The organism is Micromonospora sp. BQ32 (assembly GCF_059358895.1).
Map to the genome: position 1 here is coordinate 57,346 of NZ_JCADBI010000005.1, position 21,625 is coordinate 78,970.

Consider the following 21,625-nt stretch of genomic DNA (forward strand, 5'->3'; position numbering starts at 1 on the left):
AAGGGTACGACCACTACCTGGATGCGGCGAGGCCGCCCCGGGCCGATCGCGCCGGCCTCGCTCACCCGCCGGTGCCCGGCCAGGAGCGGAACGAGATGTCCAGGCCGGCGACCAACTGGTGGTACGAGCGGTCGACGTCGCGGGGCAGGCCAAAGCCGCCTGCCGCCTCCAGGCTCACGAAGCCGTGCAGGGCGCTGCGCAGTGCCCGGGTGGCGTCCACCGCGTCGTCACCGGTGAGCCCGTACCCGCGCAGCACCGCGAAGATGGCACCGACGGCGCGTTCGCCCGCCTCGACGTGCTCCGGGTCGGCCGGGTCGGGCACCCGCTGGGTGGCCGGATAGCGGCCGGGGTGCCGGTGGGCGTAGTCCCGGTAGGCGTACGCCATGGCCCGGAGCGCGTCGCCACCGGAGCGGCCGACGGCGGCGGTGCTCATCTCGGTGGCCAACTCGGCGGTGGCCAGGGCGGCGAGCTTCTGGGCCAGCGCGTCCGCACCCCGCACGTGCTTGTAGAGGCTGGGTAACGCGACGCCGAGCCGGCTGGCGAGCGCGGCGAGGGTGAGCTGCTGGAAACCGACCTCGTCGGCCAGCCGGGCCGCCTCCCGTACGACCGTCTGCTGGTTGAGGCCGACCCTAGGCACCGGCGCACACCGCCAGGAAGTCGAGCAACTGCTCGGCGGTGCGCTGCGGCTGGTCGGCGTGCGGGTAGTGGCCGGACTCCTCGATCATGCGGGCCTCGGCGGTGCCGAAGAGCCGCCGGGCGGCTCGCGCTTCCGCGCCCGGGTCGGGGAAGTCCGGGTCCTTGGACCCCATCAGCACCAGCACCGGTTGCCGCACCTGCGGGGCGCGGGCGGTCCAGTGCGGCTCGGCCGGTGCGATCACGCCGCGCGTCGCGGCCATCCGGCCGGGTTCGCGCAGGTTGGTCACCATCAAGCGGCGGTAGGCCGCGTCGTCGGCCGGTCGGTGCACCGGGAACAGGGTGTTGTGGAACATCCCGAACAGTCGGGGGCTGTGCAGCACGGACCACATCGCCATCCGCAGCAGCGGGTTGAGCTTCGGCTGACCGACGAACGCGCCGATCTGCACGATGCCGGTGACCAGCTCGGGCGCGTCGGTGGCGGCGAAGACCACCGCCGCCGCGGCGGACGAGCTGCCGACCAGCACGGCCGGACCGGCGTCGAGGTCGCGGACCACGGCCAGCAGGTCCGCGCCGACCTCCGCCGGGGCGTACGTCGGCCAGCCGGCGCTGGACTCCCCGTGCCCCCGGACGTCGACCGAGACGACCCGGTGACCGGCGGCCACCAGCAGCGGCACGAGGTGCCGGAAGCTCGCCCTGTTCTCGCCCATGCCGTGCGCGAGGACGACCAGCGGCCCCTCGCCCTGCGCCTCGTACGCGATGTGTCCGCCGTCCCGCCGTACCTGGCTAGCCGTCATAGCCTTAAAGCTAAGGCACTTAGCCAACGTTGGCAAGTCAGACAACCGAAACGGGCCGACGGTGACCCGAGGGGTCGCCGCCGGCCCGTCGGCCGAACCGGAGGAACTACTTCTTGGAGATCAGGGCGCGGCCGAAGAAGACCAGGTTGGCGGGGCGCTCGGCGAGCCGGCGCATCAGGTAGCCGTACCACTCGTCGCCGTACGGGACGTAGGTGCGCACGGTGTAGCCCTCGCCGGCCAGCCGGGCCTGCTCCTCGGGGCGGATGCCGTAGAGCATCTGGAACTCGAAGCGCTCCGGCCCCCGGTCGAACCACCGGGCCCGGTCCTCGCCGATGGCGATCATCCGGGGGTCGTGGGTGGCCAGCATCGGGTACCCGTCGCCGGACATCAGGATGTTCATGCAGCGGACGTAGGACTTGTCCACCTCACGGGCCGACTGGTACGCCACCGACTCCGGCTCCTTGTAGGCGCCCTTGCACAGCCGCACCCGCGACCCGGCCGAGGAGAGCTCCCGGCAGTCCGACTCGGTCCGGCGCAGGTACGCCTGGAGCACCGCGCCGGTCGACGGGAAATCCTTGCGCATCCGGCTCAGCACCTCCAGCGTCGAGTCGGTGGTGGTGTGGTCCTCCATGTCCAGGGTGACAGTGGTGCCCGCCGCGTCGGCCGCCGCGCAGATCGCCCGCGCGTTGTCGTACGCCAACTGCTCGTCGAACATCTGGCCGAGGGCGGAGAGCTTCACGCTCACCTCGGCGGCCGGGGTGAGCCCCGCGGCGCCGAGCATCCTCAGCAGTTTCAGGTATTCGTCCCGGGTGGCGGTGGCCTGCTCGGGGCGGACGGTGTCCTCACCGAGGTGGTCGAGGGTGACCGCGAGGCCGTCGTCGACGAGCACGCGGGTTGCGCGCAACGCGTCGTCGGTGGCGGCGCCGGCGACGAACCGGCGTACGACGTCCCGGGTGTACGGGGCGGTCGCGACGAGCCGCTCGACCTGGGATGACCGGGAGGCGGCGAGGATGACGGAACGGAGCATGAGCCGAGCGTAACGCCCCTGCCAGGGGCCCCGCCGAGGGGCGGCTGGGCCGCCTGAACCTGGGGGCGGGGCGGCGGTGGTGGCGTCGATCGGCTACAACGATGCCGTGGACCAACGCCCCCGCCGCCGGCTCCGGTCGGCCTCCGTGCAGCTCGGCGCGCTCACCGCTCTCGCGCTCGCCCTCTCGGGCTGCAACATGACCTCGGACGACGACGATGACGACGACTGCGCCCTCGGGCCGGTCGGCGGCGGCGACACCGTCGCGCTGGCGATGCGGGTCGCCGACCCGGCCGCCGGTCGCACCGCCCCCGAGCCGACCACCGCCGCCCTGCCCGAACGCGGCGGATTCGGCACCCACCTCGCCGCCTGCGGCGGCTGACGTGCGCCGCGAGACGGTCACACCGCGCACCGACTGGGACGCCACCATCCGGTCGCAGGGGCTGGTCTACGTCGACACCGAGCTGCCCGACGGCGGGATCATGTCGTACTGGGACGAGACCGCCGCGTACGCCTTCGACCTGGACGAGGTGCTGCGGCTGGAGGAGGCCACCGAGGAGCTGCATCGGATGTCGGTGACCGCCGCCGAGCACGTGGTGGCGCAGCGCCGGTACGCCGAGTTCGGCATCCCGGAGTGGGCGGCCGAGGCGGTGGCCCGGTCGCTGCGGGAGGCGCCACCGACCCTCTACGGGCGCTTCGACCTCGCGTACGACGGCACCTGGCCCCCGAAGATGTTGGAGTACAACGCGGACACTCCCACCGCGCTGGTCGAGGCGAGCATCATCCAGTGGTACTGGCTGGAGCAGACCCGGCCGGAGCTGGACCAGTGGAACAGCCTGCACGAGCGGCTGGTCGGCGCCTGGGCCAAGATCGGGGCCGGGCTGCACGACCCTCGGGTGCACGTGCTCTGGTCGAACGAGGAGGAGTCCGGCGAGGACCACATGACCGCCGGCTACCTGGCCGAGACCGCCCGGCAGGCCGGCCTGAGCGTCGAGCTCCAGCCCATCCAGGAGATCGGCTGGGACGGCCGGCGCTTCGTCGACGGCGACGACCGCCCGGTGACCACCTGCTTCAAGCTCTACCCGTGGGAGTGGATGCTGGCCGAGCCGTACGGGCCGGCGGCGCTGGCCCCGGGCACCCCGACCACCTGGATCGAGCCGGCCTGGAAACTGCTGCTCTCCAACAAGGCGCTGCTCGCGGTCCTCTGGGAGCTGTACCCCGGCCACGAGTACCTGCTCCCGGCGTACCTCGACTCGCCGCGGGGCATGTCGGAGTACGTCGCCAAGCCACTGCTCGGCCGCGAGGGCGGTTCGGTCCGCATCGTCACCGCCGATCAGGAGATCACCAACCCGGGGATCTACGGCGACGAGGGCTGGTGCTACCAGGAGTTCCGGGCGTTGCCGCAGTTCGCCGGCAACCGGATGGTGCTGGGCAGCTGGATCGTCGACGGCGAGTCGGCCGGCGTGGGGGTGCGGGAGAGCGCGAGTCTGATCACCGACGGCTACGCGCGGTTCCTGCCGCACTACATCGACGCGCCGCGCACCCGCTGAGTCGTCTACCGTTGGGGCGTGAACTTCGACGCGTACGCCCGGACCGGCGTTGACCTGGTCAACGCCCGCCTGGACGACCTCGACGACCTGCGGGCCCTCTTCCCCGACGAGAACGCCTGGATGCGCGACGAGGTCGCGGACCGGGACGTGGCGATCTTCCGCCGGGCGCAGAAACGGTTGCGCGACGTCTTCGAGTACGGCACCTCGGGGCGGGACGCCCAGGCGGTCACCGAGCTGAACGCGCTGCTCGAGGCGTTCCCGGTGCAGCCGCGCATCTCCGGGCACGACTCCAGCGACTGGCACATGCACGTGACCAGTCGGGGCGCCTCGGTCAGTGCCGAATACCTGGCCGGCGCGGTCTGGGGGCTGTCGGTCTGGCTCTGCGAGTACGGCAGCGCCCGGTTCGGGGTCTGCGCCGACGAGCGGTGCGGCAACGTCTACCTGGACACGTCGTCCAACTGCTGCCGCCGGTTCTGCTCGGAGCGCTGCGCCACCCGCTCGCACGTCGCCGCGCACCGGGCCCGCAAGCGGGCGGCGGTCGGCGAGCAGGTGACGGTCGCCCCGCAGCCGACCTCCGCCGCCGACTCGCTCTCACCGGTCAGCTGACACCGCCACCGCCCGATGTCGGGCGGGCGGGTCAGGCGTCGACCGGTGACGACGCGGGCAGGTGCTGGCGGGCGAACTCCAACGCGGCGCGCAGGTCCGCCTCGCGCACCGCGCGGCTCTTCGCGCCCCGGGTGGCGACCTCCACCGCCACCGCCCCGGTGAAACCCCGGCCGGCCAGCGAGGAGAGCAACTCCCCGCAGGGCTGGGTGCCGCGCCCGGGCACCAGGTGCTCGTCGCGGCCCTCGCCGGTGCCGTCCCCGAGGTGCACGTGCGCCAGCCCGGCACCCATCCGGTCGGCCATCTCCAGCGGGTCGCTGTGCGAGGCCGCGCAGTGCGACAGATCGAGGGTGTACGACGCGTAGCCGGTGTCGGTCGGATCCCAGCCGGGCACATACGGGACGAAGTGCCGACCCGCCATCCGCACCGGGTACATGTTCTCCACCGCGAAGCGCAGCCCGGTGAACCGGTCCGCGACGGTGGCCAGACCCTCGGCGAAGTTACGCGCGTAGTCGCGCTGCCAGGTGAACGGCGGGTGCACCACGACGGTCGGCGCGCCCAGCGTCTCGGCCAGTTCGGCGGCCTTGCGCAGGCGCTCCCACGGGTCCGGGCTCCACACCCGCTGGGTGACCAGCAGGCAGGGCGCGTGCACCGAGAGCACCGGCACGCCGTAGTGCGTGGAGAGGCCGCGCAGCGCGCCCGCGTCCTGGCTGACCACGTCGGTCCAGACCATCACCTCGACGCCGTCGTAGCCGAGCGCCGCAGCCAGTTGGAACGCCGCCGCGGTCGGCTCGGGAAAGACCGACGAGCTGGACAGGAGCACGGGAACGCGGGAAGTCACATCAGCCAGCGTAGCCCGGCAGCGCCGGGGGCATCGTGACGAGCGCCGGCAAATCGACCGAAAACGGCCGCCGGATCAGATCGGCTCCAGTTGATCGAGCCGGCGGAGGATGACGCCCTCCCGCAGCGCCCACGGGCAGATGTCCAGCGAGTCCAGATCCAGGCGGCGCATCACCGCCTCGGCGACCACGGCGCCGGCCAGCAACTGGTGTGCCCGGCCCGTGCTGACCCCCTCCAGCTCCATCAACTGCGCTGGTGGGATGTGCCGGATGAAGCCGATGACCTGCCGCAGGCCGGCCCGGGTCAGGCTGCGTCGCACCCACAGCCCGGAGCCGGACGGGGCCGCCCCGGCCAGTCGGGCCAGGGTGCGGAACGTCTTCGAGGTGGCCACCGTCCAGTCCCAGCCCACCTGGGTGATCTGGTCGACGACCTTGTCCAGCCGGCCGTCCACGTACTCCCGGAGCTTGTCGACGGCCTCCGCCGACGGCGGGGCCGCACTGGCCGGATCGACCCGCAGCCGCTCGCGGGTCAGCCGACCGGCCCCGAGCGGCAGGGAGACCGCGACGTCCGGGTCCTCGTCGATGCCGGCGGCGATCTCCAACGAGCCGCCACCGATGTCGAGCACCAGCAGCCGGCCCGCAGACCAGCCGAACCACCGCCGTACGGCCAGGAACGTCATCCGCGCCTCGTCCGCCCCGGTGAGCACCGCCAGGCGTACGCCGGTCTCGTCCCGAACCCGGGCCAGCACCTCGGCCGCGTTGGTGGCGTCACGCACCGCGGACGTGGCGAACGCGATCAGGTCGTCGGCCTCCAGCCCGGCGGCCGCGGCCTTGGCCATGCCCACGGCCTTGACCAGGCCGTCCGCACCCGCCTCGGTCAGCGCGCCGTCGGGGCCGATCTGCTCGGCCAGCCGGAGCACCACCTTCTCGGAGTGCGCCGGCCACGGGTGCGCGCCGTGGTGCGCGTCCACCACAAGGAGGTGCACCGTGTTGGATCCGACATCGAGGACACCCAGTCGCATGGTGAAGACCCTAGGCGCAACACGTTTGCGCGGCTCACCGGCCTGGGGACGTCACCGCGCGTACGCTGGGCCGAGTGACGATGGAGCTCCGTGTGCTGGTGGACGACCCGGGCGACCCGCGCAGCCGCGAGGTGCCCCTGGACTTTCCTCGGGAGTGGATCGAGTTCACCGACCCGGCCGACGAGACGCACCTGATCCGGGCCGACCTGACCTGGTTGCTCTCCCGCTGGACCTGCATCTTCGGCAAGGGCTGCCACGGCATCATCGCCGGCCGGGCCGCCGACGGTTGCTGCTCGCACGGGGCGTTCTTCACCGACTCGGACGACGAGAAGCGGGTTCGCAACGCCGTCCGGCGACTCACCCCGTCGACCTGGCAGCACTTCCGGCGCGGGTTCAAGAACTGGACCGACGAGGACACCATCGACGGCAAGAACCCGGCCCGCCGCACCGCCACCCAGGGCGCCGACGGTCCGTGCGTATTCCTCAACGACGCCGACTTCGCCGGCGGGGGCGGTTGTGCTCTGCACGCCCAGGCGCTGCGCGACGGGGTGCACCCGTTGGAATACAAGCCGGACGTCTGTTGGCAGCTGCCGATCCGCCGCGATCAGGACTGGGTCAAGCGGCCGGACAACAGCAAGGTGCTGGTCTCCACGCTGTCCGAGTTCGACCGGCGGGGTTGGGGCGCCGGCGGGCACGACCTGGACTGGTGGTGCACCTCCTCGACGGACGCGCACGTCGGCACCGAGCCGATGTACCTGTCGTACGGGCCGGAGCTGACCGCCCTGATCGGCGCTGCCGCGTACGAGCGGCTGGCCGAGCTCTGCGCGACCAGGACGAAGCAGGGCATGATCGCCCCGCACCCGGCCGACGAGGTCTAGCGTCGCTCAGCTCCCGGAACTGGCTCGCTGAGCAGGCGCGGACAGGCCGAAGGGGGCCTGCGCCGAGCACAGACCCCCTTCGGTCGCCGATCACGGCTCGAACTTGTAGCCCAGGCCCCGGACGGTCACGATGAAGCGCGGCGCGGACGGCTCCGGCTCGATCTTGGAGCGCAGCCGCTTGACGTGCACGTCCAGCGTCTTGGTGTCACCGACGTAGTCGGCACCCCAGACCCGGTCGATGAGCTGGCCGCGGGTGAGCACCCGGCCCGCGTTGCGCAGCAGCAGCTCCAGCAGTTCGAATTCCTTCAGCGGCAGCTGCACGGCCCCGCCGTCGACGGTCACCACGTGCCGCTCGATGTCCATCCGCACCGGTCCGGCGGCCAGCGTCGGCGCACCCGCCTCGGCCACCTCCGGGCTCTGCCGGCGCAGCACCGCCCGGATCCGGGCGACCAGCTCCCGCGGCGAGTACGGCTTCGTGACGTAGTCGTCGGCGCCGATCTCCAGCCCGACCACCTTGTCGATCTCGCTGTCCCGGGCGGTGACCATGATGATCGGCACGGCCGAGCGCTGCCGCAACTGTCGGCAGACCTCGGTCCCCGACATCTCGGGCAACATCAGGTCGAGCAGCACGATGTCGGCGCCGGTCCGGTCGAACTCGGTGAGGGCGTCGGTGCCGGTCGCGGCGACCGAAACCTCAAAGCCCTCCTTACGGAGCATGTACGACAAGGCGTCGGAGAACGACTCCTCGTCCTCGACCACGAGAACGCGGCTCAACGGGGATTTCCTTTCCATTTGCTGTCAGACCTGCCGTAGCCCAGTCGGACCGGACTCGATCCCAACCGGCGGCAGTGTCGCCAAAAGGTCATCCGGTGGACTGGCAGGCAGCCGGAGGGTGAACGTCGATCCACCACCAAGAGTGCTCGATACCTCGACCCGTCCGCCATGGTTGCTCGCAATGTGTTTCACGATCGCCAGGCCGAGCCCGGTGCCGCCGGTGGCACGCGAGCGGGCCTGGTCGGCCCGGTAGAACCGCTCGAAGATCCGGTCCACGTCGGTGGGGGCGATACCGATGCCCTGGTCGGCGACGGCGACCTCGACGTGCTCGTCGTCGCCGCGGAGGGTCACCCGCACCGTGGTGTCCTCGCCGGAGTAGTTGATGGCGTTCTCCACCAGGTTCGCCACCGCCGTGGCGAGTTGGGAGTCGCTGCCGTACGCGGTGAGACCACGCTCACCGTCCACGGCCACCGAGACACCCCGGGCGGAGGCCGTGGTGCGGGTCCGGTCGACCACCTCGGCGATCACCCAGTCCAGCGCTACCGGCTCCGGTGGTGGTTGGGGCTCAGCCCCCTGCAACCGGGTCAGCTCCAGCAACTCCTGCACCAGCCGACCCAGCCGGGTCGACTCGTGCTGGATCCGTTCGGCGAACCGGCGGGCGGCCACCAGGTCCTCGGAGAGATCGGGCGTCGCGGCGTCGGCTGGCTCGGTCGCGTCCAGCAACGCCTCGGCGAGCAGTTGCAGGGCCCCGATCGGGGTCTTGAGCTCGTGGCTCACGTTGGCCACGAAGTCGCGTCGTACCCGGGTCAGCCGGTGCGACTCGGTCACGTCGACCGCCTCGACCGCGATGAAGCCGTTGCCGAGACCCATCGCCCGCAGGTGCACGCCGAGCGGGTTCTCCCCCGCGCTGTCGCGACCCCGGGGCAGGTCCAGCTCGATCTCGCGCCGCACGCCGGTGCGTCGCACCTGGCCGGCAAGGGTACGGATCAGCGGATGCGCGGCGATTGAGCCGGGGGTGCTGCCGGTACGCAGCAACCCCATCGCGCGGGCGGCCGGGTTGATCAACACGGGGACGTCGTCGTTGTCCAGTACCACGACACCGGCCCGGAGTGAGTCGATCGTCCGGCGGCCGAGCCCGGCCTGCTGCTCGTCGGCTATCGCGGGCCTCCCCCTGCTCCAGCGGAAGCTGACGCTCCCCGTCGACGTGGAGTGACCGTCCCGCCTTGGCAGGAACCGGGGCAGCAGCAGACCGGCGGCCATCCCGGCCACCAAAGCCAGGGCCACCACGACCGCCACCGCCCACTCCACCCGGCGATCGTAGGGTCATTGTTAACCTGGCTACCACACAGACCGGGACGAACTACCCTCACTTACGGAAGTGTTCACCCCCACGTCTGGCGTCGTTCACCGTGGTTCATCCGGGATCCGTCCACGCGCCCTACCGTTGGCGTCGCACCTGCTCAACCCCCTGCGCCGGCACCCGTCGGCGGCGACCGACCACAGGACGTGATGATGCGCGACGAGTTCCGGGCCGACCTCCAGATCGTCAGCCAACTGCTGGTGGACATGGCGGAGGGCGTCCGCGCCGCCATGCGCCAGGCCACCCGGGCCCTGCTCACCGCCGACCGGCAGGCCGCCGAGACGGTCATCGAGCGGGACGCCGAGATCGACGACCTCTACCGGCACGTCGAGGAGCGGGTCTGTGACCTGCTCGCCCGGCAGGCGCCGGTTGCCTCCGACCTCCGGGCGATGATCACCGCGCTGCACGTGGCCGCTGATCTCGAGCGGATGGGCGACCTCGCCGAGCACGTGGCGAAGACCGCGCTGCGCCGGCACCCCTCCCCGGCCGTCCCGGCCGAGCTGCGGACCGTCTTCACCGAGATGTCGGAGATCGCCGACCGGATGGCCGTGAAGATCGGTTCGGTGCTGGCCAAGCCCGACGCCGACCTCGCCGGCGAGCTGGACCGCGACGACGACGCCATGGACGAGCTGCACAAGAACCTGTTCGCGGTGCTGCTCGGCGACGACTGGCCGTACGGGGTGGAGACGGCGATCGACGCCACCCTGCTGGGCCGCTTCTACGAGCGCTTCGCCGACCACGCGGTCAACGCCGGCGAGCACGTGATCTACCTGATCACCGGGGAGAGCACGCCCAGCAGCAACTGACCCGGAATGAAAGGGGCCCCTGTCATTGCTCTGCGCGATGACGAGGGGCCCCTGTCTGTTGGCTCAGCGCCCCTGGTTGGCCACCGCCGCGGCGGCTGCCTTCGCGGCGGTCGGGTCGAGGTAGGTGCCGCCCAGCGTGAGCGGGCGCAGCTGCGGGTCGAGGTCGTAGCGCAGCGGGATGCCCGTCGGGATGTTCAGCTTGGCGATCGCCTCGTCGGAGATCTGGTCGAGGTGCTTGACGAGGGCGCGCAGCGAGTTGCCGTGCGCGGCCACCAGCACCGTCCGGCCGGCCAGGATGTCCGGCACGATCGAGTCGTACCAGTAGGGCAGCATCCGCTCGACGACGTCCTTGAGGCACTCGGTACGCGGCATCAGCTCGGTCGGCAGCAGCGCGTAACGCGGGTCACCCACCTGCGACCACTCGTCGTTGTCGTCGATCGGCGGCGGTGGCGTGTCGTACGACCGACGCCAGAGCATGAACTGCTCCTCGCCGTACTCGTCGAGGGTCTGCTTCTTGTTCTTGCCCTGCAGGGCGCCGTAGTGGCGCTCGTTGAGCCGCCACGACCGGCGCACGGCGATCCAGTGCCGGTCGGCGGCGTTGAGCGCCAGCTCGGCGGTGCGGATCGCACGGCGCATCACGCTGGTGTGCACGACGTCCGGCAGCAGGCTGTGCTCGCGCATCAGTTCGCCGCCGCGCCGCGCCTCGCCCTCGCCCTTCTCGGTCAGGTCGACGTCCACCCAGCCGGTGAAGAGGTTCTTGGCATTCCAGTCGCTCTCACCGTGTCGCAGCAGGACCAGCGTCCCGACGGTGGGCCCTTCGCTCGCAGTCATGCGGATCATCCTGCCTCAACCGTCCGACGGACACGCGGGCAGCCGTCGTGACGACCACCACGTGAAAAAGCTGATGACCAGCGGATCCGGCCGCCACTAGGGTCGTAAGGCACGCCAGTCACATCGGTCATTACTTGCAAGCGGGGCGCCATATGCGGACGATGCGGAGTTGGTTCCGGGACACCACCGGCGGCTTACCGACCACCTTCTGGTACCTGTGGTCCGGCACCCTGATCAACCGGCTCGGCTCGTTCGTCCTCGTCTTCCTCGCCATCTACCTGACCCAGGAACGTGGCTTCTCGGCCTCGCAGGCCGGCCTGGTGATCGGCCTCTGGGGCGTCGGTGGGGCGTTCGGCACCACCGCTGGCGGCACCCTCGCCGACCGGTGGGGCCGCCGGCCGACGCTGCTCACCGCCCACGTGGGCGCGGCGGCCATGATGCTCGGCCTCGGACTGGCCCGGGACCTCTGGGCGGTGGCGCTGGGCGCGCTGCTGCTCGGCATGTTCGCCGAGGCGGCCCGGCCCGCGTTCGGGGCCATGATGATCGACGTGGTGCCGGCGAAGGACCGGCTGCGCGCCTTCTCGCTCAACTACTGGGCGATCAACCTGGGCTTCGCCTGCGCCGCGGTCCTCGCCGGCCTTGCCGCCCAGGCCGACTACCTGCTGCTGTTCGTGGTCGACGCGGCCACCATGCTGATCACCGCGCTGATCATCTTCATCAAGGTGCCGGAGACCCGACAGGCTGGCCCGATCACCGCCGTCACGGCAGCAGCGGCTCCGCGCGGCGCGCTGCGCACCATCCTCACCGACCGGGTCTACCTCGGCTTCGTGGCACTCAACCTGTTCGCCGCGCTGGTGTTCCTCCAGCACATCTCGATGCTGCCGATCGCGATGGGCGACGACGGCCTGAGCCCGGCCACCTACGGCTCGGTGATCGCGCTCAACGGCATCCTCATCGTGGTCGGCCAACTCTTCGTACCCCGACTGATCCGGGGCCGGAGCCGCTCGCACGTGCTCGCGCTGGCATCCGTGGTCATGGGCGTGGGGTTCGGGCTGACCGCGTTCGCCGGCACCGCCTGGTTCTACGGGCTGACCGTGCTGATCTGGACGGTCGGCGAGATGCTGAACTCGCCCTCCAACTCCACGCTGATCGCCGAGCTGTCCCCGGCCGAGCTGCGCGGTCGCTACCAGGGCGCGTTCTCCCTCTCCTGGCAGATCGCCGGGGCCAGCGCGCCGATCCTCGGCGGTCTGGTGCGCGAGCACGCCGGCAACGACACGCTCTGGTACGGCTGCGCCGCGCTCGGCCTCCTGACCGCAGTGGCCCACCTGGTGTCCGGGCCGGCCCGGGAACGGCGGGCCGCCGCGCTGCGCCGCTCCGGTGAGGCACTGACACCGACCACCGCCGCCCGGACGACGCAGCCCGCCGAGGCGTAATGAGTGGCGCGGCGGTGCCGGAGTTCCTACTGTGCAGTGGAAACAGTTAACAACCTGAACTGTCGGGAGGTCGGGTGCACGCCCTGCGGCGCTGGTGGCACGACACCGCAGGCGGGCTCCCCGCCACCTTCTGGTATCTCTGGGCCGGCCTGCTGATCAACCGCGCCGGCGCGTTCGCCATGCTGTTCCTCTCGCTCTACCTCACCGACGTACGCGGCGCGAGCGAAGGGCTGGCCGGCACGGTGGTCGGCGCGTACGGGGCCGGCGGGGCGGCCGGCGTACTACTCGGCGGGGTGCTCGCCGACCGGTGGGGACGCCGGGCGACCCTGCTCGCCGCGCACCTGGCCACGGTCGGCCTGATGGTGGCGCTCGCCTTCACCCGGCCCCTGCTGCTGATCGCGGTGCTCTCCGCGCTGATCGGCGTGGTCCACTCGATGCCCAGCCCGGCGTTCGTGGCGGCGATCGTCGACGTGGTGCCCGCCGAGCGCCGCTCGCGGGCGTTCAACCTTCAGTTCTGGGCGTTCAACCTGGGCATGGCGGTCGCCTCGCTGCTCGCCGGGGTGCTGGCCGAGGCGAGCTTCACCGCGCTGTTCCTGGTCGACGCGGGCGCCACCCTGACCGCCGCCGCCGTGATCGCCTGGAAGGTGCCCGAAACCCTGCGGCTGGCCCGGCCAGCGGCCGGCTCACCGCCCGCCGCAGGCGCGGCACCGAAATCCATCCGAACCCGCCGGCCGGGACTACACACCGCGCTCACCGACCGCACCTTCCTGGTCTTCGTCGGGCTCACCTTCGTGCTGGCCGTACTCACCATGCAGACGTCCACGATCATGCCGCTGGCCATGCGCGCGGACGGCCTGGGCCCATCGGCGTACGGCCTGGTGGTGGCGCTCGGCGGCGCGCTGATCGTGGTCGGCCAACTGTTCGTGCCCCGGCTGATCGACCGACACCGCAAGGACGTCGTGCTGGCCGCCTCCACGGCGCTGCTCGCGCTCGGCTTCGGGGCGCTCGCCATCGCCGACGAAATAGCCATCTACCTGGGTGCCGCAGTGGTCTGGACGGTCGGCTCGATGCTCGCCGCCCCGCCCAACGCGCAGATCAACGCGGACCTGGCGCCACCGCAGCTACGCGCGCGCTACCAGTCGGTCTTCTACCTGACGTTCCCGGCCGCGGCGTTCGTCGCACCCACCCTCGGCGGGGTGAGCCTCCAGCACCTCGGCGACCGGCACTGGCTGATCGTGGGTGGGCTGGGTCTGTTGGCCGCGCTCGGGCACCTGCTCGCCGGACCACCCCGGGAGCGGCACGTCGCCGCGCTGCGCCGGGTCGCCAACCTGGAGCCGACAACCCCCGCAGACCGCGTACCGACCGGATAACCGACGCAAAGCGCCCACCACGTCCCTGAGGTCGTGGTGGGCGCCCGCCGGTGGGGCCGGCGGCGGCGGGCAACACTCACCCCCGTAAGCATCGCCCGCTCACGCCGCCGGTCCAAACAGGTGGGAACCGTCCCCCAACGGTTAATCCACCCGTCCCCTCGCGCCTCGTCTGGTGCGCGGATCTGATCGATCCGCCGCTCCCCCGAACGTTTCCAAACGTGGCGCGGTGCAATAAAGCTAGTTCGCCCGGATTCTGGATTCAACCCAGAACCGCTGTCTCGCCGGTCACAACTGGCGAGTATCCGCTGCTCCGGCCTCGTCCGTTGGCAACAGCCGACTACCCGTCGGCCATTCCCGCAAACACCTCAACCGTCTTCCCGATCGGGTGACTCGGTCCGGAAGAAGTTGCTCTGCCGGCCGTCCCGCAACTGTTCTTGGTAAATCAGGTTCAGCCGCCGCAGGTCAAAGGTGTAAAACCACTCATCCCAGGTGATCTCGCGGATCCGGCTGCTTTCCCGGTATCCGGGAATGTTGAAGGTCAACACCCCCGCCCGACCATCCCGCTCGGTGCCGGCGATGGTCGCCGGCTTCGCCCCGCGTTCCCGGGCCCAGCGCTGGATCACCTCGTGATTCGCCGTGATCAGACTCCGCCCCGGCCGCTCCGGGCGGTCCATCGTCGACGAGATCACCTGCGAGCTGCGCACCGACCGACCCGTACCCCGGCCGGTCCGGATCCCGCCGGCCGCCGTCCCGCCGCCGGTCGACGGCGTCAACGTGCGCTTCGCCGCCGCGCTTTTGGCCGGCGTCGCACGCTTCGCCGTCGTGCGCTTGGCCGGCGTCGTGCGCTTCGCCGCCGCGCTCTTGGCCGGCGTCGTGCGCTTCGCCGCCGGCCGCGCTGGTGCCTTCTTCGCCGGCGCCTTCCGCGCGGGCGAAGTACGCGCCGTCGTCGTCTTACGGGCCGCCGTGGTCTTCCGCGCCGCCGCTGTCTTACGGGCGGCGGTCGTCCTGCTCGCGGCCGTGGTCTTGCGGGCGGCCGCGGGCCTCGCCGCCGCTGTCGTCTTCTTCGCGGCGGTCGCCTTCTTCGCCGGTGCCCTCTTCGCCGCCGCCGTCGACTTCCGGGTGGCGGTCGCCTTCGTGGCGGCGGCCCGCTTCGCGGGCGCGCTCTTGTTCGCCGGCGCGGCCTTCGCGCGGCTCGACGCCGGCCTGGCCGCCGACTTCTTGGTGGCGGCGGCACGACCCGCCGAGGCCCGGGTACCGGTGGCCCGGCCCGACGGGCCGGTGCTGCTCCGACCCGCGCCGGCCCGCATCGAGCGCACCAACTGCTTCACCAGATCGGGCTTGCGCAGTCCGGAGATCCCGGAGACCCCGCGTTTGCGCAGCTGCCCGCGGATGTCGTCCACCCGCATCCGGGAGATCTCCGACTCGGAGACTCCGGGCGTACCCGGCGTCTGGTTGCCGGCCTGTCGCTTCGTCCTGGTCGCAGTCGCGCCGCGACCTGAGCTGTTCCGCTGAGCCATGGGACGCTCCGCTCCTTGGCACTCCGTCATCGGCGCGCGGGGGTCCCTTGCCGCACCGCGCGGTGCGGCATACCCGTCAGGAGCAGTCCGAACCCCAGGCGCGCGAGGCGCGGGTGTTGGGTCAGGTTGGGTCGGGGCCGGCGCCGGAGGGCTCGAAGAGGTGGGCGAAGGCGGCCAGGTTGGCGGTCGACTCGCCCCGCTTGACCCGCCACTCGTACTCGCGCCGGATCGAGCTGCCGAACCCGATCTCCAGCATCGTGTCGAACGACTCGTCGGCGTACGTGAGCACCGCGCCGAACAGTCGGTCCAACTCGTCGGCATCCACGCCGGCCGGGTTGACCCGACCGGTCAGGTACACGTCGCCGACCGCGTCGGTGGAGAAGGAGACGCCGTACATCCGGGCGTTGCGCTGCAACAGCCAGGCCCACAGCTCCTCGCGGCGCTCGTCCGGCTGGCGCATCACGAACGCCTCGATCCGCAGCGCGTGCTCACCGACGATCAGGTTGCAGATCGTCTTGAGCTTGTGGGTGCCCGGCAACGTCACCGCGTACGAGCCGGGGCCGGTCGACTCCCAGGCCAGGTCCCGCTCGGCGCAGACCGACTCGATCAGGGTCGCAAGATCGCTTTTCGGGCTCACCGGACCCACTCTACGACCGACCCGGCCTGCGCACCGGGTGACAACGGGCGCCCCGGGTCACCAGGAACAGGAGAGCGCCGGGTCACCCGCCAGGTCGGCCGCGAGCCGGGCGCGGTGCCCGGCGATCGCCTCGCCGTAGACCCCGAGCAAACCGGCGACCGTACGGTCCCAGGAGAAATGTCGTGCGTGCTGCTCGGCACCTCGGGCCAGCACCGACCGCAGCGCCCGGTTCGGCAGCAGGCTGCCCAGCGCACGGGCCCAGTCGACCGGGTCGTGTCCGTCGATCAGTACGCCGCTGACCTGATCCCGGACGGCGGTGACCAGCCCTCCGACGGCGGCGGCCAGCACCGGCGTACCGCATGCCTGCGCCTCCAGGGCGACCAGCCCGAAGGATTCGTTGTGCGACGGCACCGCGACCAGATCCGCCGCCCGGTACAGGGCCGGAAGGTCGTCGCCGGTGAGCGGTGGCAGGAACCGCACCCCGTCGCTGACCCCGAGCTTGGCGGCCAGCTCGATCAGGGCGGTGGGCCGGTCCAGCCCACTGCCGCTGGGCCCGCCGCAGATCACCACGGTCACTTGGTCGGCCAGCGCCGGGTCGCGCTCCCGCAACGCGGCGATCGCGCGGATCAGCACGTCGGGGGCCTTGAGCGGCTGGATCCGGCCGACGAAGGCAACCACGTACCCGTCGACTGGAAGCCCCAGCCGGCGACGGGCCTGGCGGGCGGCCGCGGACCGGTCGCCCGGCGCGGGCCGGAACCGGGCCAGGTCGACGCCCGGCTGCACGACGCACACCCGGGTCGGGTCGGCGTCGTACCGGTCGAGCAGGTCGCTGGCCTCGACCCGGGTGTTGGCGACCAGCCGGTCCGCCTCGGCGACGACCTGCTCCTCGCCGATGACCCGGGCCTTGGGCTCCGGCCGGTCACCGGCCGCGAGCTGGGCGTTCTTGACCTTCGCGAGGGTGTGCGCGGTGTGCACCAGCGGCACCCCCCAGCGCTCCTTGGCCAGCCAACCGACCTGGCCGGAGAGCCAGTAGTGGGAGTGGATCAGGTCGTAGTGGCCGGGCGGGCGGGATGCCTCCGCGCGCAGCACCCCGGCCGTGAAGGCGCAGAGCTGACCGGGCAGCTCCTCCTTGGTGAGACCCTCCAGGGGGCCGGAGGTGATGTGCCGGACCTGCACGCCGGGCGCCATCTCGACCACCGGGGGAAGGTCGCCGGAGGTGGCCCGGGTGAAGATCTCCACCTCCACGTTGGCCTCGGCGAGACGCCGGGCGACTTCGAGGATGTAGACGTTCATTCCGCCGGCATCACCCGTGCCGGGCTGGTGCAGGGGTGAGGTGTGCACCGACAGGGTGGCGATGCGGCGAGGCCGAGGCCACGGTCGGGCACCTCGCTGACGCCCGACACCGGTGTGCATTTCCGCCACATCCGCTCCTTCGTCACGGTTGATGCCGTCTCGCACGACCGGCGCTTCTCGGTCAACCTGTACGCCGGACGTCATCTTCCCCATCGGGCTTCGGAAATTCCCCGGCGCGGCCCCTCGGGGTGACGGACCTCATCACCGAACGACCGGGAATGGCTGCCGTACGCCCGGTCGGGGCTGGTCGTACGCCCGGGGTGACAATGTCGGGATGACCTCAGTCGCCATCGTCACCGGAGCGTCCAGCGGAATCGGCGCGGCCACCGCCCGCCGGCTCGCCGCCGAGGGCTTCCACGTGCTCGCCGCCGCCCGCCGCGCCGATCGCCTCACCGACCTGGTCGCCGAGATCACCGCCGCCGGCGGGCAGGCCACCGCGGTGACCTGCGACATCACCTCGGACGAGTCGGTGGCCCAGTTGGCCGAGGCTGCCGCCCAGGCACCCGGGCCGGTCACCCTCCTGGTCAACAACGCAGGCGGGGCGCGCGGGCTGGACCCGGTGGAGTCCGGCTCGGTCGCCGACTGGCAGTGGATGTACGACGTGAACGTGCTCGGCACCCTCCGGGTCACCCAGGCGCTGCTGCCGGCCCTGGAGGCCTCCGGTTCCGGCACCATCGTGGTGGTCTCCTCCACCGCCGGCCTGACCGTGTACGAGGGCGGGGGCGGCTACACCGCCGCGAAGCACGCGCAGACCGCCATCGCCGGCACGCTCCGCCTGGAGTTGTGTGGCCGGCCGCTGCGGGTCATCGAGATCGACCCGGGCATGGTGAAGACCGAGGAGTTCGGGCTGGTCCGCTTCGAGGGCGACGCGGAACGGGCGGCCGCCGTCTACGCCGGGGTGCCGGGGCCGCTGGTCGCCGAGGACGTCGCCGACTGCATCGCCTGGTGCGCCACCCGCCCGGAGCACGTCAACATCGACCGGCTGGTGGTCCGGCCACGAGCGCAGGCCGCCCAGCACAAGGTGCACCGGGTCGGCCAGTGAAGCGCGAGGAGTGAGCCGGGTTTGCGAGCCCCGCAGTCGCGAACGGAGACCACGCAGTGAAGCGCGAGGAGTGAGCCGGGTTTGCGAGCCCCGCAGTCGCGAACGGAGACCACGCAGTGAAGCGCGAGGAGTGAGCCGGGTTTGCGAGCCCCGCAGTCGCGAACGGAGACCACGCAGTGAAGCGCGAGGAGTGAGCCGGGTTTGCGAGCCCCGCAGTCGCGAACGGAGATTGGCCCTGAGGTCGACATGAGCCCTGCGGCGCGGCGGCGGCCGTTCGGCGTGGTCACCCGCGGCACGACGAACCCGAACCGACTCCGTCGGGTGGACAACTGGATCGTCGCCACCTGTGCCGACCGGCTGTTGGCGGCGGACGACCCTCTGGTGGTCGACCTCGGCTACGGCGCCACCCCGGTGACGGCGGTGGAGTTACGCGCTCGACTGGCGGCCGGGGTACGTCCGGACGTACGGCTGGTCGGGTTGGAGATCGACGCGGCCCGGGTGGCGGCCGCGGCGTCGGCCGCCGACCCACCCGGGCTGACGTTCGCCCGGGGTGGGTTCGAGTTGGCCGGGCTGCGGCCGGTGCTGGTCCGCGCGTTCAACGTGCTGCGGCAGTACGACGAGAGCGAGGTGGCCGAGGCCTGGCAGACGATGACCGCCGCGCTCGCCCCCGGTGGAGTGCTCGTCGAGGGCACGTGTGACGAGTTGGGGCGGCTCGCCAGTTGGCTGCTGATCGACGCCGACGGCCCCCGGACGCTGACCCTGGCCGCGAAGCTCACCACGCTGGGCAGCCCCGCCGAGTTGGCCGAGCGGCTGCCCAAGGCGCTGATCCACCGCAACGTTCCCGGTGAGCCGGTGCACGCTCTGATCCGCGCCCTGGACGACGCCTGGCAGGCCGCCGCCCCGTACGCCACCTTCGGCCCCCGCCAACGCTGGCTACGAGCGGTGACCCGTCTCCGCGAATCGGGCTGGCCCATTCTCGACAATCCCACCCGCTGGCGCCAGGGCGAATTAACCCTCCCCTGGCCCCTCCCCTAACTCACACACCCCGCACCCCGCACTCCCAGCGCACACGCCCCAACCCGGCACACCCCACCCGGCACGCCGATCTTGCACTTTCGGTTGATGATTTGCCCTTTTGCAGCATTTATGCCCCCGCAGAAACTGCAAGATCGCGGGGCGAGGGCGGGGCGTGAGGCAGGGTGGGTGCGTTAGAAAGCGCAGTTGATGAGGACTGGTTCGGGGTGCAGGGTTACGCCGAAGCGGGCGTGAACCTGGTCGCGGATGGTGCGGGCCAGGATCAGCAGGTCACTGGTGTGGGCGGTGCCGCTGCGGTTGGTCAGCGCCAGGGTGTGCTTGCTGGAGATCGCCACCCCACCCTCGCCGGGGTGGCCCTTGGCGAAGCCGGCCTTGTCGATCAGCCAGGCGGCGCTCACCTTGACCAGGCCGTCCGCCCCGGGCCAGGCGGGCGGGTCGCCCAGCTCCGCGGAGCGTTCCAGGAGCTGTTCGTACGTCCCTCGGTCGAGCACCGGGTTGGTGAAGAAGGAGCCGACCGAGCGAGTGTCCGGGTCGTTGGCGTCGAGCACCATCCCCTTGCCCGCGCGCAGTCGCAGTACCACCGCTCGGGCGTCCGCCAGCGGCACCTGGTCGCCCACCTCGACGCCGAGGGCCCTGGCCAGTTCCGCGTAGCGCACCGGCCCGGAGAGCGGAGACCGGGTGAGCCGGAAGTCGACCGAGAGCACCACCCAGCGGTCCACGTACTTGAAGATGCTGCCCCGGTAGGCGAAGCCGCAGTCGGCGGCGGGGATGACCTGTCGGGTGCCCTCGACCCGGTCGTACACCTCGACGCCGGTGATCGTCTCGGCGACCTCCTGGCCGTAGGCGCCGACGTTCTGGATCGGGGTGGCACCGGTCGAGCCGGGGATGCCGGAGAGACACTCCAGCCCGGCCCAGCCGTTGGCGACCGTGGCGGCGACCAGGTCGTCCCACGGCTCGCCGGCGTCGACCCGTACGGTGACCGAGGTGGCGTCCTCGGCGATGACCTGCACACCGCGGGAGCGCACCAGGACGACGGTGCCGGGGAAGCCGGCGTCGCCGATCACCACGTTGCTGCCCCCGGCCAGGATCAGGATCGGCTCTGTCGCGGTCCGCACCGCCTGGACGAGCTCGTCGGCACTGCCGGCGGCCACGATCCGTTCGGCCGGCCCACCCGTCCGTAGGGTGGTGTACCCGGCGAGTGGACCGGGGATGGCACGATCGGCGTCGGTTGTCGGCTGGGCGGAGGCGTCTGGCACGCCCTTCACCTTAGGCTGACAATTAGCCGTGGCACCCACTGGTCGCCCGGCACCCCCGGGAGGATGGCGATGAGCAGACTGCAGGGCAGCAAGGATTTCTGGATCGGGGCGCTCCGGACGGAGGGTCCGGCCTTCGCGGCAGCGGTGGCCGAGGCGCCGCCGGAGACACCGGTGCTGTCCTGTCCGGGCTGGACGGTCAACGACCTCACACTGCACATGGCCGGGATCTACCACTGGGTTTCGTCGTTCGCCGGTTCCGGCCAGACCAGCCAGCCGCCTCGACGGGAGACGCTCGAGGCCGACCCGGGCGTGAGCGCGCTCCAGTTGTGGCAGCAGGGGTACGACCGGGTGATGGCCCTCTTCGACGGGCTCGACCCGGAGTCGCCGGCGTGGAACTGGGCCCCACAGCCGAAGAAAGCCGGTTTCTGGCCGCGTCGGATGGCCCACGAGACGGCTGTGCACCGCTGGGACGCCCAGCTCGCCATCGCGGCTGGTGACCCTGTGGAGGCGAAGCTCGCGGCCGACGGGGTGAGCGAGGTGCTGGACACCTGGCTGCCGGCCGGCCGGCGGCAGGTGCCGGGTGACTGGCACGGGGTGGTACAGCTCTGCGCGACCGATGCGGCCCAGGAGTGGTATCTGCGGCTGCGCGGCGAGGGGGTCGCGCTGCTCGACACCGCGACCATCTTCGACCACGACGATCACCACGCCCGCGCCCAGGTCAGCGGCACCGCGAGCGACCTGCTGTTGGCGCTCTGGGGGCGGGTGAGCTTCGAGACGCTGGATGTCGCCGGCGACCGCACCCTGCTGAACGGTCTGCGCACCGGCTGACCGAACCGACCCACCACGAACGAGGGCGTCACCCCAG

General features: G+C 71.7%; 22 protein-coding genes. 10 read left to right on the forward strand and 12 right to left on the reverse strand.

The genetic code is table 11. The annotated features are described in order from the left end of the window. Positions 1–61 precede the first annotated feature (61 nt). The 3 genes from AC5L30_RS12320 to AC5L30_RS12330 all read right to left on the reverse strand — a co-directional run bounded on the left by AC5L30_RS12320 (position 62) and on the right by AC5L30_RS12330 (position 2,457). Positions 62–637: a TetR/AcrR family transcriptional regulator gene (locus AC5L30_RS12320; protein WP_494867266.1), complete on the reverse strand. Its 576-nt coding sequence runs from the start codon at positions 635–637 to the stop codon at positions 62–64. Beyond that, the gene (locus AC5L30_RS12325; RefSeq protein ID WP_494867267.1) at positions 630–1,430 is read right to left on the reverse strand and encodes an alpha/beta fold hydrolase; all 801 of its coding nucleotides are present in this window, start codon (positions 1,428–1,430) and stop codon (positions 630–632) included. Before AC5L30_RS12325 ends, AC5L30_RS12320 begins: the two co-directional genes overlap by 8 nt. A 106-nt stretch (positions 1,431–1,536) precedes the next feature. After that, positions 1,537–2,457: a proline dehydrogenase family protein gene (locus tag AC5L30_RS12330; protein WP_494867268.1), complete on the reverse strand. Its 921-nt coding sequence runs from the start codon at positions 2,455–2,457 to the stop codon at positions 1,537–1,539. A gap of 106 nt (positions 2,458–2,563) precedes the next feature. Here AC5L30_RS12330 and AC5L30_RS12335 point away from each other — a divergent pair, with 106 nt between their 5' ends. From AC5L30_RS12335 to AC5L30_RS12345, 3 genes are read left to right on the forward strand one after another with little or no spacing between them, the layout of a single operon-like run. Continuing rightward, entirely contained in the window at positions 2,564–2,836 is a 273-nt protein-coding gene (locus tag AC5L30_RS12335) for a hypothetical protein (protein ID WP_494867270.1), read from the forward strand. Between the two features lies 1 nt (position 2,837). Next, entirely contained in the window at positions 2,838–4,004 is a 1,167-nt protein-coding gene (locus tag AC5L30_RS12340; RefSeq protein ID WP_494867272.1) for a glutathionylspermidine synthase family protein, read from the forward strand. A gap of 18 nt (positions 4,005–4,022) precedes the next feature. Further along, positions 4,023–4,610 (forward strand): CGNR zinc finger domain-containing protein, encoded by a 588-nt coding sequence (locus AC5L30_RS12345; protein ID WP_091402753.1) that lies wholly within the window; start codon positions 4,023–4,025, stop codon positions 4,608–4,610. Positions 4,611–4,641: 31 nt separating this feature from the next. On the opposite strand, the gene AC5L30_RS12350 is transcribed toward AC5L30_RS12345, so the two are convergent. Both AC5L30_RS12350 and AC5L30_RS12355 read right to left on the reverse strand, forming a co-directional pair. Further along, positions 4,642–5,448, reverse strand: coding sequence for a sugar phosphate isomerase/epimerase family protein (locus tag AC5L30_RS12350; protein ID WP_494867273.1), 807 nt, complete (start codon positions 5,446–5,448; stop codon positions 4,642–4,644). Positions 5,449–5,523: 75 nt separating this feature from the next. Continuing rightward, positions 5,524–6,468, reverse strand: a complete 945-nt coding sequence (locus tag AC5L30_RS12355) for a Ppx/GppA phosphatase family protein (protein WP_494867274.1) — start codon at positions 6,466–6,468, stop codon at positions 5,524–5,526. 80 nt (positions 6,469–6,548) lie between these two features. Here AC5L30_RS12355 and AC5L30_RS12360 point away from each other — a divergent pair, with 80 nt between their 5' ends. Next, positions 6,549–7,346 carry a DUF3109 family protein gene (locus tag AC5L30_RS12360; protein ID WP_433271483.1) on the forward strand — a complete coding sequence of 266 codons (798 nt, stop codon included), beginning with the start codon at positions 6,549–6,551 and terminating at the stop codon, positions 7,344–7,346. A 90-nt stretch (positions 7,347–7,436) separates the two neighbouring features. On the opposite strand, the gene AC5L30_RS12365 is transcribed toward AC5L30_RS12360, so the two are convergent. Both AC5L30_RS12365 and AC5L30_RS12370 read right to left on the reverse strand, forming a co-directional pair. After that, positions 7,437–8,120: a response regulator gene (locus AC5L30_RS12365; RefSeq protein ID WP_030329696.1), complete on the reverse strand. Its 684-nt coding sequence runs from the start codon at positions 8,118–8,120 to the stop codon at positions 7,437–7,439. Positions 8,121–8,144: 24 nt separating this feature from the next. Next, a complete protein-coding gene (locus AC5L30_RS12370; RefSeq protein WP_494867276.1) occupies positions 8,145–9,428 on the reverse strand; it encodes a sensor histidine kinase in 1,284 nt (427 codons plus the stop codon). Positions 9,429–9,632: 204 nt separating this feature from the next. Here AC5L30_RS12370 and phoU point away from each other — a divergent pair, with 204 nt between their 5' ends. Next, positions 9,633–10,286: a phosphate signaling complex protein PhoU gene (phoU, locus tag AC5L30_RS12375; RefSeq protein WP_151496297.1), complete on the forward strand. Its 654-nt coding sequence runs from the start codon at positions 9,633–9,635 to the stop codon at positions 10,284–10,286. A 63-nt stretch (positions 10,287–10,349) separates the two neighbouring features. Here the strand turns inward: phoU and AC5L30_RS12380 are convergent, their stop codons facing one another. Further along, on the reverse strand, positions 10,350–11,117 hold the full coding sequence (locus AC5L30_RS12380; RefSeq protein WP_196919940.1) for a phosphoglyceromutase: 768 nt from the start codon (positions 11,115–11,117) through the stop codon (positions 10,350–10,352). Between the two features lie 152 nt (positions 11,118–11,269). Here AC5L30_RS12380 and AC5L30_RS12385 point away from each other — a divergent pair, with 152 nt between their 5' ends. Both AC5L30_RS12385 and AC5L30_RS12390 read left to right on the forward strand, forming a co-directional pair. Further along, on the forward strand, positions 11,270–12,550 hold the full coding sequence (locus AC5L30_RS12385; RefSeq protein ID WP_494867278.1) for an MDR family MFS transporter: 1,281 nt from the start codon (positions 11,270–11,272) through the stop codon (positions 12,548–12,550). 74 nt (positions 12,551–12,624) lie between these two features. Next, positions 12,625–13,920, forward strand: a complete 1,296-nt coding sequence (locus AC5L30_RS12390) for an MFS transporter (protein WP_494867280.1) — start codon at positions 12,625–12,627, stop codon at positions 13,918–13,920. 365 nt (positions 13,921–14,285) lie between these two features. Here AC5L30_RS12390 and AC5L30_RS12395 read toward each other — a convergent pair whose 3' ends face one another. From AC5L30_RS12395 to mshA, 3 genes are all read right to left on the reverse strand, one after another. Next, a complete protein-coding gene (locus AC5L30_RS12395) occupies positions 14,286–15,326 on the reverse strand; it encodes a hypothetical protein (RefSeq protein WP_494867662.1) in 1,041 nt (346 codons plus the stop codon). A gap of 232 nt (positions 15,327–15,558) precedes the next feature. Next, positions 15,559–16,074 carry a type III secretion system chaperone family protein gene (locus AC5L30_RS12400; protein WP_112605262.1) on the reverse strand — a complete coding sequence of 172 codons (516 nt, stop codon included), beginning with the start codon at positions 16,072–16,074 and terminating at the stop codon, positions 15,559–15,561. Positions 16,075–16,131: 57 nt separating this feature from the next. Beyond that, the gene (mshA, locus tag AC5L30_RS12405) at positions 16,132–17,496 is read right to left on the reverse strand and encodes a D-inositol-3-phosphate glycosyltransferase (protein WP_494867282.1); all 1,365 of its coding nucleotides are present in this window, start codon (positions 17,494–17,496) and stop codon (positions 16,132–16,134) included. Between the two features lie 205 nt (positions 17,497–17,701). Between mshA and AC5L30_RS12410 the strand changes: the two genes are divergently transcribed. Further along, positions 17,702–18,469: an SDR family oxidoreductase gene (locus AC5L30_RS12410; protein ID WP_494867283.1), complete on the forward strand. Its 768-nt coding sequence runs from the start codon at positions 17,702–17,704 to the stop codon at positions 18,467–18,469. A 246-nt stretch (positions 18,470–18,715) separates the two neighbouring features. After that, entirely contained in the window at positions 18,716–19,504 is a 789-nt protein-coding gene (locus AC5L30_RS12415; RefSeq protein WP_494867284.1) for a class I SAM-dependent methyltransferase, read from the forward strand. 173 nt (positions 19,505–19,677) lie between these two features. Here the strand turns inward: AC5L30_RS12415 and AC5L30_RS12420 are convergent, their stop codons facing one another. Next, on the reverse strand, positions 19,678–20,715 hold the full coding sequence (locus tag AC5L30_RS12420; protein ID WP_494867664.1) for a UDP-N-acetylmuramate dehydrogenase: 1,038 nt from the start codon (positions 20,713–20,715) through the stop codon (positions 19,678–19,680). 114 nt (positions 20,716–20,829) lie between these two features. Between AC5L30_RS12420 and AC5L30_RS12425 the strand changes: the two genes are divergently transcribed. After that, on the forward strand, positions 20,830–21,588 hold the full coding sequence (locus AC5L30_RS12425) for a maleylpyruvate isomerase family mycothiol-dependent enzyme (RefSeq protein WP_494867285.1): 759 nt from the start codon (positions 20,830–20,832) through the stop codon (positions 21,586–21,588). The last annotated feature ends 37 nt before the right edge of the window (positions 21,589–21,625 follow it).

Excerpts from the sequence above, each read along its gene's own strand:
- AC5L30_RS12325 (WP_494867267.1), bottom strand. The coding sequence starts at position 1,430 with ATGACGGCTAGCCAGGTACGGCGGGACGGCGGACACATCGCGTACGAG.
- AC5L30_RS12330 (WP_494867268.1), bottom strand. The coding sequence starts at position 2,457 with ATGCTCCGTTCCGTCATCCTCGCCGCCTCCCGGTCATCCCAGGTCGAG.
- AC5L30_RS12355 (WP_494867274.1), bottom strand. The coding sequence starts at position 6,468 with ATGCGACTGGGTGTCCTCGATGTCGGATCCAACACGGTGCACCTCCTT.
- AC5L30_RS12360 (WP_433271483.1), top strand. The coding sequence starts at position 6,549 with ATGGAGCTCCGTGTGCTGGTGGACGACCCGGGCGACCCGCGCAGCCGC.
- phoU (WP_151496297.1), top strand. The coding sequence starts at position 9,633 with ATGCGCGACGAGTTCCGGGCCGACCTCCAGATCGTCAGCCAACTGCTG.
- AC5L30_RS12380 (WP_196919940.1), bottom strand. The coding sequence starts at position 11,117 with ATGACTGCGAGCGAAGGGCCCACCGTCGGGACGCTGGTCCTGCTGCGA.
- AC5L30_RS12385 (WP_494867278.1), top strand. The coding sequence starts at position 11,270 with ATGCGGACGATGCGGAGTTGGTTCCGGGACACCACCGGCGGCTTACCG.
- AC5L30_RS12395 (WP_494867662.1), bottom strand. The coding sequence starts at position 15,326 with ATGCGGGTGGACGACATCCGCGGGCAGCTGCGCAAACGCGGGGTCTCC.
- AC5L30_RS12410 (WP_494867283.1), top strand. The coding sequence starts at position 17,702 with ATGACCTCAGTCGCCATCGTCACCGGAGCGTCCAGCGGAATCGGCGCG.
- AC5L30_RS12415 (WP_494867284.1), top strand. The coding sequence starts at position 18,716 with ATGAGCCCTGCGGCGCGGCGGCGGCCGTTCGGCGTGGTCACCCGCGGC.
- AC5L30_RS12425 (WP_494867285.1), top strand. The coding sequence starts at position 20,830 with ATGAGCAGACTGCAGGGCAGCAAGGATTTCTGGATCGGGGCGCTCCGG.